This is a genomic window from Pseudoxanthobacter sp. (genome assembly GCF_036822375.1).
In the GTDB taxonomy this organism is placed as follows: Bacteria; Pseudomonadota; Alphaproteobacteria; order Rhizobiales; family Segnochrobactraceae; genus Pseudoxanthobacter.
This window is the reverse complement of record NZ_DAISHT010000033.1, coordinates 1-12,515: the sequence shown is the minus strand read 5'-3', so window position 1 is coordinate 12,515 and position 12,515 is coordinate 1. Positions and strand designations below refer to the sequence as shown.

Genomic DNA, 12,515 nt, shown 5'->3' with positions numbered 1-12,515 from the left:
CCGTCCCGTCCGCCGGGCCCGTGCCGTCCGCAAAGCCCGCGCTGTCCGTTCTGCTGTGTGCGCCGCGCGGCTTCTGTGCCGGTGTCGACCGCGCCATCCAGATCGTGGAACTCGCCCTGCAGCGCTACGGCGCGCCGGTCTATGTGCGCCACGAGATCGTGCACAACAAATATGTCGTGGAATCGCTGAAGACCAAGGGCGCGGTCTTCGTGGAGGAGCTGGACGAGATTCCGGAGACCGCGCAGCCGGTTATCTTTTCGGCCCACGGTGTGCCGAAATCGGTGCCGGAGGCGGCGCGCTATCGCAGCCTGTTCTATCTCGATGCCACCTGTCCGCTGGTTTCCAAGGTGCACAAGGAGGCCGATGTGCAGTTCCGCCGCGGCCGCGAGGTGGTGCTGATCGGCCATACCGGGCATCCGGAAGTGGTGGGCACCATGGGCCAGCTTCCCCCCGGCGCCGTTTCGCTGGTGGAGACGGTGGAGGACGCCCGCACCTTTACGCCGCGCGATGCGCAGAATCTGGCGTGGATTACCCAGACCACGCTTTCCGTCGACGACACCCGCGATATCGTTGCCGTGCTGCAGAGCCGTTTCCCGGCCATCCAGCCGCCGCACAAGGACGATATCTGCTACGCCACCACCAACCGTCAGGAAGCTGTGAAGGCGGTGGCGCACCGGGTTGAGGCGATGATCGTGGTGGGGGCGCCGAACTCCTCCAACTCGCAGCGCCTGCGCGAGGTGGCCGAGCGCGAGGGCTGCCGCCGGGCCGTGCTGCTGCAGCGCGCCGGCGATATCGACTGGGCCGATTTCGAGGGCATCGCCACGCTCGGCATCACCGCCGGCGCCTCGGCACCGGAAGTGCTGGTGGAAGAGATCATCGACAGCTTCGCCACCCGCTTCACAGTGAGCGTGGAAGAAGTGCGCACGGCCGAAGAGACGATTTCTTTTGCCGTGCCGCGCGAGCTGCGCGCCACGGCTGCCGCCCGCAGCGCCGCCGAATAAGCCGCCCGCGGCTTTCCCCGATTCCCCGCGGCCGCGCCGGCGGCGGGGCCCACACGGACGTTTTCTCCCATGGCCGTCTATACGGAAGTTGCCGACGAGGATCTGGCCCGCTTCGTCGCACGCTACGACATCGGGCGCGTGCTCTCCTGCAAGGGCATTGCCGAAGGTGTCGAGAACACCAATTTCCTGCTGCAGACGACTGCAGGGCACTTCATCCTGACGCTCTACGAGAAGCGCGTCGATCCCGGCGACCTGCCGTTCTTTCTCGGGCTGATGCAGCATCTGGCGCGGCGCGGCGTGATCTGCCCGCAGCCGGTGGCGGCGCGCGACGGCGCGACGCTCGGCGAGCTGGCCGGCCGGCCGGCGGCGCTCGTCACCTTTCTGGAAGGCATGTGGCCGCGCCGGCCGGTGGTGGAGCACTGCGCCGGCGTGGGCCGGGCGCTGGCGGGCCTGCATCTGGCCGGCGAGGGGTTCGGTCTCGTGCGGCCGAACGCCCTCGGGCAGGCGGCGTGGGCGCCGCTGTTTGCCCAGTCGGCCGACCGGGCCGACAGCGTGGCGCCGGGCCTTACCGCCGAAATCGGCGGCGAGCTTGCGGCGCTGGCGGCCGGCTGGCCGCAGGGCCTGCCGGCGGGCGTGATCCATGCCGATCTCTTTCCCGACAACGTGTTCTTCCTCGGCAACCGGCTGTCGGGGCTGATCGATTTCTATTTCGCGTGCGACGACTTTCTGGCCTACGACCTCGCCATCTGCCTTAACGCATGGTGCTTCGAGCCGGACGGCGCCTTCAATTTCACCAAGGGGCAGGCGCTGCTGACCGCTTATTGCCGCGAGCGGCCGCTCGGCCCGGCGGAGGTGGCCGCGCTGCCGGTGCTGGCGCGCGGCGCGGCCGTGCGCTTTCTGCTGACGCGCCTGCACGACTGGCTGCGCGTGCCGCCGGGGGCGCTGGTGGTGCCGAAGGACCCGCTGGAATATCTGGGCAAACTGCGCTTCCACCGCGCGGTCGCCAGTGCGCGCGACTATGGCCTGCTGTGAGGCAGGGGGAAGCAAAAGCGATGAGCGACGAGACCGCGGCCGCACCGGCCGCCCCGCGCGTGACGGCTTATACGGACGGCGCCTGCAGCGGCAATCCCGGCCCCGGCGGCTGGGGCGTGCTGCTGATCTGGAACGGCCATGAGAAGGAGCTGTGCGGCGGCGAGGCGGAAACCACCAACAACCGCATGGAACTGCTGGCCGCCATCACCGCGCTGGAAAGCCTGAAGCGGTCGATGGCGATCGACCTCTTCACCGACAGCCAGTATGTGCGCAACGGCATCATGAACTGGATTCACGGCTGGAAGCGCAACGGCTGGAAGACCGCCGACAGGAAGCCGGTGAAGAACGCCGAACTGTGGCAGCGCCTCGATGCCGCCACCCGGAACCATCAGGTGGAGTGGCACTGGGTGAAGGGCCACGCCGGCCACGAGGGTAACGAGCGCGTGGACGCGCTGGCGCGCGCCGGCATGGCGCCCTTCAAGGCGGCGCGCTGAGAAGGCGCGCGATCTCTCAGGAAAATCAGGCGCCTTACATGGGATGGTAAATAAACCATTACCACCAACAGGCTGATTCAACAGCGATTTTCTGATTCGCCTTAACCGCGCCTTTACCAGGATCGGGCGACCTTACCCATGCGAATTGCGTGAGGTGCTGCGTCGCAATGAGCCCGATCCAAAGCGGGACGTCCTCCGGGGCGTCCCGCATTTCCCAAGAGATTCCGATGCCCACGAACGGACGCCGCGCCGCTCCGCGCGACGCCACGCATTCCCCTGTGTTCTCTCCGGCCATGGCCGCAGAGGCGGACGCGCGCCTGCCGCTCGACCGCATCCTGCTGGGCGATTGCGTGGCCCATCTCATGAGCCTGCCTCCGCGCTCGGTGGACGTGATCTTTGCCGATCCGCCCTACAACCTGCAGCTCGAAGGCGCGCTGCACCGCCCGGACCAGAGCCGGGTCGATGCCGTCGACGATGCCTGGGACCAGTTCGAATCGTTCGAGGCCTACGATGCCTTCACCCGCGCGTGGCTGGCGGCCTGCCGTCGTGTGCTGAAGCCCAACGGCACGATCTGGGTGATCGGCTCCTATCACAACATCTTCCGCGTCGGCTCGTGCCTGCAGAACCTCGGGTTCTGGCTGCTGAACGATGTGGTGTGGGTGAAGTCGAACCCGATGCCGAATTTTCGCGGCCGGCGCTTCGCCAATGCCCACGAGACGCTGATCTGGGCTTCGCGCGACAAGGACGCGAAGAGCTACACCTTCAACTATCACGCCCTGAAGGCCTTCAACGAAGACCTGCAGATGCGCTCCGACTGGACGCTGCCGATCTGTTCCGGCGGCGAGCGGCTGAAGGGCGAGGACGGGCTGAAGGTGCATCCGACGCAGAAGCCGGAAGCGCTGCTTTACCGGGTGCTGCTGTCGTCGACCAATCCCGGCGACGTGGTGCTCGATCCGTTCTTCGGCACCGGCACCACCGGCGTGGTTGCCCGCCGCCTCGGCCGCCGCTTCATCGGCATCGAGCGCGAGCCGGCTTATGCCGCCGCCGCGGAGGCGCGCATCGCCGCCGTGGAGCCGGCCCCGCCGGCCTCGCTGGAAGTGGTGACGGGCAAGCGCGCGGCGCCGCGCGTGCCGTTCGGCTCGCTCATCGAAGCCGGGCTGGTGCAGCCGGGCGCGGAACTGACCTGTTCGCGCGGCCTGCACCGGGCCACCGTCCGGGCCGACGGCTCGCTTGAATCCGGCACGCATGTCGGTTCCATCCACAAGGTCGGCGCGCTGGTGCAGGGCTTCGATGCCTGCAACGGCTGGACGTTCTGGCATCTGGAGCAGGGCGGCCGGCGCGAGCCGATCGACACGCTGCGCGAGGCGCTGCGGGCGCGGCCGGCGTGAGGCCCGCGCAACCGCCGCACCGGCACTGAACAAAGGGCGCTTCCGGCCGGGCCGGGGCGCCCTTTTTCGTTGCCGGCCGGCGGGGCCCGCTCACAGGCCTGCGGCGGCCAGCACCTTGCGAAACACGCTCGGCAGCGCCTCGCCCTGAAGCGCACCGGCCGGCGACCACCAGCCGTCACCGGCCGGGTGGCCGGCCGGAACGTGCGCCAGCCACACCTCAAGCACCAGATGGAAGTGGGTGAAGGTGTGTTCCACCGGCGCCGTCATGCGCTGCCAGCCGGCGGGGAAGGGCGCAGCCCCGGCTCCGGCGGCCGGCAGCGCGGCGGGTGCGGTCGCTTTCGCCGGCCGTCCGCGCTTCTTCGGCGCGCTGCCTTCCGCCGTCACCCAGGCGCTGGTCGGAACCCCGGTCATGCCGCCGAGCAGCCCCTTTTCCGGCCGCTTTTCCACCAGCACCGCGCCGTCGGGCCGGATGGCGACGAAGGCCGCGCCACGGCGCACCGGCCGGTCGGGCTTCGGTGCCTTCACCGGAAAATTTTCCTGCGTGCCAGCCGCCCGCGCCGCGCAGCCGCCCGACCACGGGCAGAGCGCGCAGGCCGGCCGCCGCGGCGAGCAGAGGGTGGCGCCCAGATCCATCATCGCCTCGGCGAACTCGCCCGGCCGGTCCGGCGGCACCAGCGTGGCGACGAAGGCCCGCACCGGCGCCTTGGCGGCGGGCAGCGGCGTTGCCAGAGCCAGCACGCGGGTGACGACGCGTTCCACATTGCCGTCGACGACGGCCGCCGGCGCACCGAAGGCGATGGCGGCGACAGCGGCCGCGGTATAAGCCCCGATGCCCGGCAGCGCGAGCAGCCCCGCTTCGGTCTCCGGAAAGCGCCCGCCGCGCTCGCGGGCCACGACCTCGGCACAGCGTTTCAGGTTGCGCGCGCGGGCATAGTAGCCAAGGCCGGCCCACGCCTTCATCACCGCCTCGTCGTCGGCCGCCGCCAGAGCGCCGACCGTGGGCCACAGCGTGGTGAAGCGATGAAAATAGTCCTTCACCGCCGCAACCGTGGTCTGCTGCAGCATCACCTCCGAAAGCCACACCCGGTAGGGGTCTGCCCGCCCGCCCGCCTTCCGCGCCGCCGGACCCACGCGCCAGGGCAGGGTGCGGGCGTGTCGGTCGTACCACGCAAGAAGGTCGGCAGCGGCAACAGGCATCGGCAGGCGTCCGTCAGGGCAGGCAGTATCGGGGAGGCGGTATCGGGCGGAGCTCGCACGCAGCAACGATGGCATACGGCAACGACGGGCGCACGCCCACGGCAAGGGGGCGCACGGCAGCAAACCCCGCGGCGGCACCTTAGAACCGTTTTGCCGGGTGGCGAAGCGGGCCTGAGCGGCGTGGCCGCGACGGCCGGCGGTTTTGCGCTTGAATCTATATATTCGTATATCGTATGATGCGAATATATTGGAACGCAGAGGACCCCCGCGATGGCCAAGGACTACAAGGCGCTGATCGCCGATATCTCGCAGTACACCGCCCAGCTCCGTAAGGCCGTGCCGGACACCATGGCCGGCTTCGGTGCCATGGCGAAGGCGGCCACCGCGGACGGTGCGCTCGATAAGAAGACCAAGGAATTCATGGCGCTGTCGATTGCCGTCGCGCTGCGCTGCGATGGCTGTATCGGGTTTCACACCAAGGCGCTGAAGGAGCTTGGCGCCACGCGCGCCGAGGTCTGCGAGGTGCTGGCGCTGTGCGTCTACATGGGCGGCGGCCCGTCGCTGATGTATGCCGCCGACGCGCTGCGCTCCTTCGACCAGTTCAGCGAGGCCTGATCCCGGCGCGTCGCCGCCGGGCGGCGGGCCGGCGGCCGTCTGCGGGCGTGCGATTGCGGCCGCGTTGGCCTAGAATGCCGGTGCGGCCGGCTGCCGCCGTGCAGCCTGCCGCAGCTGCCGCACCCCGCGTGCGGCGCCTGCCGCTTTGCTTTCGCCGGAGATGCCGTCGCCATGAGCCCGCCGAACCGCATTCTCAACGGCCGCCGCGGTGCCCGGCCGCTCGCCGACCTGATCGCTCCGGCGATCGAGGACGCCTGCCGCCGTCGCGGCTTCGCCTCCGGCGAGATCGTGACGCTGTGGCCCGAGATCGTCGATTCGAATCTCGCGGCCCGCACCCGGCCGGAGTGCATCCGCTGGCCGCGCCGGCTGCCGCATGACGACGGCCCGCGGCCGGGCACCCTCATCGTGCGGGCGGACGGGCCCGGCGCCGTGCTCATCACCCATCAGGCGCCGCTGATCGCCGAGCGGGTGAACGCGCTGTTCGGCTGGCGCGCGGTGGACCGGGTCAAGGTTGTGCAGCGCCCGCCGCTGCCGCTGCCGGAAACCGGCCACCGCCGGCTGCGGCCGCTCGACCAGAGCGAGCAGACCCGCCTTGAGGCGGTGGTGGAAACCGGCTGTGCCCCCGGCCTTGCCGGGGCGCTGAAGCGGCTGGGACGGGGCGTTCTGGGCGCCGCGCCGCCGCCGCCGGAGCGCGGCCGCCGCGGTTCCTGATCGCGCACTGTCGCCGGCCGGCCGCGCGTGTCGCGGGGCGGCGACCACGCATTTGCCTCATTTTGTGCGTTGCCTCTGGCGGTCCGGCCGGCTAATCCGCGTGCGGCGAACCCGGTTTGCCCCCGGCGTTTGCCGGGCGGGCTCCGGTCTGCTGTCGTGCGGGCTCGTGCCGGCCCGCCCTCTGCCTTTGCTCAGGAGCCGCCCCTTGAAACTGATCCGTCGTCGTCTTCCCGACACCGTCGGCGCCCTCGCGCTGACCGTGGCCGCGGCCTTCTGCATCGCCGGTTCCCCGGCCGTGAGTCAGCGCGCTCATGCGCAGGAAAGCGCGCCGGAGGCCACCGTCGACGTCAAGGCCCTGATGGACCAGAGCGTTCTGCCCGATATCGCGCTCGGCAAGGCGGATGCGCCGGTCACCATCGTCGAATACGCCTCGATGACGTGCTCGCATTGCGCGGCTTTCCACGCCGGCACCTGGCCGGCGCTGAAGAAGGATTTCATCGAGACCGGCAAGGTGCGCTTCATCTTCCGCGCCTTCCCGCTCGACCCGGTCGCGACGGCCGCCACCATGCTGATGCGCTGCGCCCCGCAGGACAAGTATTACGACATGGTGGACCTGTTCTTCGACAATCAGAAGGACTGGGCCTTCGTTCAGGATCCGCTGAGCGGTCTGCTTTCCATGGCCAAGCAGGCCGGGTTCACGCAGATGAGCTTTGAGGCCTGCCTTTCCAACCAGAAGCTCCTTGACCAGATCAACACGGTCAAGGAGACCGCCTACAAGCAGTTCGGCGTCAATGCCACGCCGACGTTCTTCCTCAACGGGCAGAAGCTGACCGGGGAGCAGTCGATCGATGCCTTCGCCAAGGCCATCGATGCCGCTGCGGCCAAGGCGGGGCCCGCCAACTGAAGGCGGGCCGACTGACGGCCGGCCACCCCCGGGCCGGCCGGCCGCCCGCACCGGCTGCTGCCGCAATCTGCCCTGCTGCCGTCGCCGGCAGCGGGGTTTTCGGCGTTGAGGGGCGGCCATGCAGTTCGTGAAGCTGCGCATTGCCGGCTTCAAGACCTTTGTGGAGCCGACAGAGGTGCCGATCGAGCCGGGGCTGACCGGTGTCGTCGGCCCCAACGGCTGCGGCAAGTCCAATCTGGTGGAGGCGATGCGCTGGGTGATGGGTGAAAACTCATCCCGCAACATGCGCGCCACCGATATGGACGACGTGATTTTCTCCGGCTCCGCCCGCCGGCCGGCGCGCAACCGCGCCGAAGTGGCCCTCGTGCTCGACAACACCGCCCGGACGGCGCCGCAGGCCTTCAACGACGCCGATTTTCTGGAAGTCTCGCGGCGGATCGAGCGCGGCGCCGGCTCTGCCTATCGCATCAACGGCCGCGAGGTGCGCGCCCGCGATGTCCAGCTGCTTTTTGCCGATGCCTCGACCGGCTCGCGCTCGCCTTCCATGGTGCGGCAGGGTCAGATCGGCGAGCTGATCGCGGCCCGGCCATCGGCGCGCCGGCGCATTCTGGAAGAGGCGGCCGGCATCTCGGGCCTGCATTCCCGCCGCCACGAGGCCGAATTGCGGCTGAAGGCGGCGGAACAGAATCTCGCGCGTCTGGAAGATGTGCTGGGCGAGATCGGCAGCCAGCTCGAAGGCCTGCGGCGACAGGCGCGGCAGGCGGCGCGCTACCGCGCCCTGTCGGGCGAGATCCGCAAGGGCGAGGCGACGCTGTTCTATCTGAAATGGATCGCCGCGCGCGCGCTGGTGGCCGAAATCAGCGACACGCTGGAGCAGGCCCGCGCCGGCACCGAGGCTGCTGCCGCCGCGCAGGCCGATGCGGCGCGCGATCACGCCATCGCCGCGGCGGCGATGCCCGGGCTGCGCGAGCGCGAAGCGGCGGCCGGTGCGGCGCTGGCGCGCCTGCAGGCGGCCGCCGAGGCCCTTGCCGGGGAAGAACGGCGCGCCCGCGAGCGCCTGGCCGAACTGGAACGCCGCATCGCCCAGCTTGCCGGCGACACCGCGCGCGAGGACCGGCTGGCCGGGGAGGCTGCGGCGGCGGGTGCGGCTCTGGCCGACGAGGCCGAAACGCTGGCCGCCGAACAGGCCGATGCCGAGGCGCGGGCCGGCGACGCCGAGGCGCAGTTGCAGGCTGCCCGCGCAGCTCTTGAGACGGCGGAGGCGGAACTGGCCGCCGCCACCCGCCTCGGTGCCGAGGCCGCCGCCCGCCGCACCGCCCTTGAGCGCGAGGCCGCCCAGAGCGCCCGGCGTCTCGATGATCTGACGCGCGAACTCGCCGCCCTTGAGCGCGACAGCGCCGAGGCCGCGGCCCGCCTTGCCGCCGACAGCGGCGCGGAAGAGGCGCGCATCGCCCTTGAAGACGCGACGGACGGCGCGGTCGCCGCCGAGGAGGCGGTGGCTGCGGCCGAGGCCGGCCTGCAGTCCGCCCGCCTTGACGAGGCGGCCGCCCACGGCCCGGCCGCCGAGGCCGAGGCCGCCCTGCAACGCCTTGAAACCGAGGCCGAAACGCTGGCCGGCATTCTGGCGGCCGGCGCCGCCGGCGGCTTTGCGCCGGTTCTCGATGCCATGGACGTGCAGCCGGGCTTCGAGGTTGCGCTGGCGGCCGCGCTCGGTGCCGATCTCGATGCCGCGCTGGAGGCGGAGGCGGCCGCGCACTGGGCCGGTGCGCCCTGCGGCCCGCACGATCCGCCCCTGCCGGCCGGGCTTGTGCCGCTTTCGGCTGTGGTCGGGGCGCCGGCCCAGCTGGCGCGCCGGCTGGCGCAGGTCGGCATCGTGCCGCGGGCCGACGGCGCGCGGCTGCAAGGCACGCTGGCCGTGGGGCAGCGCCTCGTCAGCCGCGAAGGCGATCTGTGGCGGTGGGACGGCTTCACCGCATCCGCCGAGGCGCCCGGGCCGGCGGCCCAGCGGCTGGCGCAGCGCAACCGGCTGGCAGCGCTGCAGGCCGGCCGTGCCGGTGCCGCTGCCCTGCGCGATCGCGCCCGCGCGGCGCTCGCCGACGCCCGGTCGGCGGTCGCCCGGGCAACGGCCTGCGACCGGCAGGCGCGCGACGCGGCGCGCGACCGCCAGCGTGCGGCGACCGCCGCGCGCGAGGCTCTCGTGCGCGCCGAGCGGGCGGCCGGCGAACTGGAGCGCCGCCGGGCCACGCTGGCCGATCTGGCCGCACGCCGCGCCGCGGATGTGGCGCAGGCCCGGCTGGTCTGCGAGGACGCGGCCATCGCCCTTGAAGACCTGCCGCCGCCGCTGGCGCAGGAAGCCGATATCGCCCGTCTCGCCGCCCGGGCGGCCGCGGCCCGCACCCGGCTGACGGACCTGACCGCGGAGGCCGCGGCGGCGGGCCGCGAACACGATCTGCGCATCCGCCGCCTTGCCGCCATCGCGCGCGAGCGCGAGGCGGTGGCGCTGCGCGCCCGCGAGGCCGCCGGCCGCAGCGCCGATCTCCGGGCCCGCCGCGAGGAAATCGAAGACGAGCGCATCGCGCTCATCGAGGCGCCCGACGACCACGCCCGTCGCCGCCGCGATATGGAGCGCGAGACCGGGGCGGCGGAAACCGCCCGCCTCGCCGCGGCGGAGGCGCGCACCGCCGGGGAGCGCCGGCTTACGGAGGCCGACCGGCTGGCCCGCGAAACGCTGGCCGCCCTTTCGGCGGCCCGCGAAGGCAGCGCCCGTGCCGAGGAGCGCCTTGCCGCCGCCCGCGACCGCCGCGCGGAAACCGAACGGCAGGTCGCCGAGACGCTGGACTGCGCGCCGCGCGAACTGATCGCCATCGCCGGCCTCGATGCCGCCGCGCCGCTGCCGGACCCGGCCGGCATCGAAACCCGCCTTGAGCGCCTGAAGGCGGAGCGGGAGCGGCTCGGCGGGGTCAATCTGCGGGCCGAAGACGAGGCGGCCGAGGTGGAAACCCGCCGCGACGGCCTGATTGCCGACCGCGACGACCTGACCGAGGCCATCCGGCGCCTGCGGCAGGGAATCGCCACGCTGAACGGCGAGGCACGCGAGCGCCTGTTGCGGGCGTTCGGCATCGTCGACGGCCATTTCCGCCAGTTGTTCACACACCTTTTCAACGGCGGCACGGCCGAACTGGCGCTGGTCGATTCCGAAGACCCGCTGGATTCGGGGCTGGAACTGATCGCCCGTCCGCCCGGCAAGAAGCCGCAGACGCTGACGCTGCTGTCCGGCGGCGAGCAGGCGCTGACCACTATGGCGCTGATTTTTGCGGTGTTTCTCACGAATCCTGCGCCGATCTGCGTGCTCGACGAGGTCGACGCGCCGCTCGACGACGCCAATGTGGAGCGATTCTGCGATCTGGTTGTGGAAATGACGCGCCGCACCGACACGCGCTTTCTGGTGATTACCCACAATCCGATCACCATGGCCCGGATGCAGCGGCTTTTCGGCGTGACGATGGTGGAACGCGGCGTCTCGCAGGTGGTTTCCGTGGACCTGCGGACCGCCGAGAGCTTCCGCGACGCGGGATGACTGCGCTGCCAATCGGCACTGCCTGCACAGCGCCGATTGTCGCAGGACGGAAGAACTGGAAATTATCCAAATTCATCAGCCTGTTAAGAGCTTCTTCGCTTGCCTTGACAGGGCGTCCGGCGCCCGACTATTGTGCGCCCGTTTTCGGGTTCCGGATAACCGGGATGGTCTTCAGGGGAGGTGGCGTCGATGTCTGATCCCCATGACGGTTCGTCCCGCGGTCCGGCAGCCGGCAAAGCGGCCGAAGGAGCCGGCGCGGATGCGCCGCCCGACGACGCGGCGCTGGAGGCCCGGCGCAGGAAGATCAATGCCGCTATCGGCGACCAGGCGCGGTCGCGCCGGGCGGCGGTGCCGGTATCGCCGGTTGCTCCGGTCTCGGCTACGGCCGGGTGGAGCCAGGCGATGAAGCTCTCCTCCGAATTCATCGGCGGCATAGCCGTCGGCGGAGCGATCGGGTGGGGGCTGGACTGGCTGCTGGGCACCTTGCCCTTTGGTCTGATCGTGTTCCTGCTGCTTGGCTTCGCGGCCGGCATTATGAATGTGCTCCGGGCCGTCGGTCATGTGCCGCAGCCGGAGCAGCGTCTGGACCGTCCGTCGCAGGGCGGGCAGGACGAACGCAAATGACAGCGCCGGCGCGAGGCTGTATGGCTTTGTGCGGCATGTGGAACGACAACGCGGGCTGAAGTCCGCCGGCACGAGGGGTTCGGCAGGTGTCCAACGATCCGATCCATCAATTCCGGATCTTCAAGGTCCTCGATGTCAATATTGGCGGCGTGGACCTGTCGTTCACCAATTCGTCGCTGTTTATGGTCGTCGTGGTTGCGGTGTCCGTGGCATTTCTCGTGCTCGGCACCCGGGGGCGCGGTCTCGTGCCGTCGCGCTGGCAGTCGGCAGCCGAACTCTCTTACGAGTTCGTAGCCGGAACATTGCGAAGTTCGGCCGGCGCGGAGGGCATGAAGTTCTTCCCGCTGGTGTTCTCGGTGTTCATGTTCGTGCTGGTCGCGAACCTGTTCGGCCTGTTCCCCTATTTCTTCACCGTCACCAGCCATATCATCGTCACGTTCGCTCTGGCGATGATCGTGATCCTGACGGTGGTGATTGCCGGCTTCGCCAAGCACGGCTTCGGCTTCCTCAAGCTCTTCGTTCCGGAAGGCGTGCCCGGCATTCTGGTGCCGCTGGTGACGGCGATCGAGGTGATCTCGTTCATCTCTCGTCCGATCAGCCTCTCCGTTCGTCTCTTTGCCAACATGCTGGCGGGCCACATCACCGTTAAGGTGTTCGCGGGTCTGATCGTCACGCTCAGCGCCCTCGGCATCGGCGGCTGGATCGGTTCGGTCCTGCCTCTGGCCATGACGGTTGCCATCACCGCCCTTGAGGTTCTGGTGGCCTTCCTGCAGGCCTACGTCTTCACCGTCCTTACCTGCATGTATCTCAACGACGCGGTTCACCCGGGTCACTGACCCCGGGCGGGCCTCGCCGGCAGGGCGGGACTCATCCTCGAAAACCCCTCAAGTTCCAGAACTTAACCGCAACAAGTTCATCGAACTCGACCCGTTCAAACGCAAGGAGCCACCATGGACGCGGAAGCTGCGAAGT

11 protein-coding genes are annotated in these 12,515 nt (G+C 70.3%); 10 read left to right on the top strand and 1 reads right to left on the bottom strand.

All coding sequences use genetic code 11. From position 1 onward, the window contains the following. The first annotated feature begins 20 nt into the window (after positions 1-20). The 4 genes from ispH (at position 21) to V7067_RS05520 (ending at position 3,915) form a co-directional block, all read left to right on the top strand. Positions 21-1,001, top strand: a complete 981-nt coding sequence (ispH, locus tag V7067_RS05535) for a 4-hydroxy-3-methylbut-2-enyl diphosphate reductase (protein WP_334174897.1) — start codon at positions 21-23, stop codon at positions 999-1,001. A gap of 69 nt (positions 1,002-1,070) precedes the next feature. Continuing rightward, the gene (locus V7067_RS05530; protein ID WP_334174885.1) at positions 1,071-2,033 is read left to right on the top strand and encodes a homoserine kinase; all 963 of its coding nucleotides are present in this window, start codon (positions 1,071-1,073) and stop codon (positions 2,031-2,033) included. A 20-nt stretch (positions 2,034-2,053) separates the two neighbouring features. After that, positions 2,054-2,527, top strand: coding sequence for a ribonuclease HI (gene rnhA / locus V7067_RS05525; protein ID WP_334174884.1), 474 nt, complete (start codon positions 2,054-2,056; stop codon positions 2,525-2,527). 293 nt (positions 2,528-2,820) lie between these two features. Next, entirely contained in the window at positions 2,821-3,915 is a 1,095-nt protein-coding gene (locus V7067_RS05520) for a site-specific DNA-methyltransferase (protein WP_334174896.1), read from the top strand. Positions 3,916-4,005: 90 nt separating this feature from the next. Here V7067_RS05520 and mutY read toward each other — a convergent pair whose 3' ends face one another. Continuing rightward, positions 4,006-5,112, bottom strand: a complete 1,107-nt coding sequence (gene mutY / locus V7067_RS05515; protein WP_334174883.1) for an A/G-specific adenine glycosylase — start codon at positions 5,110-5,112, stop codon at positions 4,006-4,008. A gap of 270 nt (positions 5,113-5,382) precedes the next feature. Here mutY and V7067_RS05510 point away from each other — a divergent pair, with 270 nt between their 5' ends. From V7067_RS05510 to V7067_RS05485, 6 genes are all read left to right on the top strand, one after another. Further along, entirely contained in the window at positions 5,383-5,727 is a 345-nt protein-coding gene (locus V7067_RS05510) for a carboxymuconolactone decarboxylase family protein (RefSeq protein ID WP_334174882.1), read from the top strand. 171 nt (positions 5,728-5,898) lie between these two features. Then, positions 5,899-6,438 carry a DciA family protein gene (locus tag V7067_RS05505; RefSeq protein ID WP_334174881.1) on the top strand — a complete coding sequence of 180 codons (540 nt, stop codon included), beginning with the start codon at positions 5,899-5,901 and terminating at the stop codon, positions 6,436-6,438. Positions 6,439-6,643: 205 nt separating this feature from the next. Then, entirely contained in the window at positions 6,644-7,342 is a 699-nt protein-coding gene (locus tag V7067_RS05500) for a DsbA family protein (protein ID WP_334174880.1), read from the top strand. Between the two features lie 118 nt (positions 7,343-7,460). Continuing rightward, on the top strand, positions 7,461-10,919 hold the full coding sequence (locus V7067_RS05495) for an AAA family ATPase (protein WP_334174879.1): 3,459 nt from the start codon (positions 7,461-7,463) through the stop codon (positions 10,917-10,919). A gap of 189 nt (positions 10,920-11,108) precedes the next feature. Further along, positions 11,109-11,543 (top strand): AtpZ/AtpI family protein, encoded by a 435-nt coding sequence (locus V7067_RS05490; RefSeq protein ID WP_334174878.1) that lies wholly within the window; start codon positions 11,109-11,111, stop codon positions 11,541-11,543. An 86-nt stretch (positions 11,544-11,629) separates the two neighbouring features. Next, entirely contained in the window at positions 11,630-12,379 is a 750-nt protein-coding gene (locus V7067_RS05485) for a F0F1 ATP synthase subunit A (protein ID WP_334174877.1), read from the top strand. Positions 12,380-12,515: the final 136 nt, after the last annotated feature.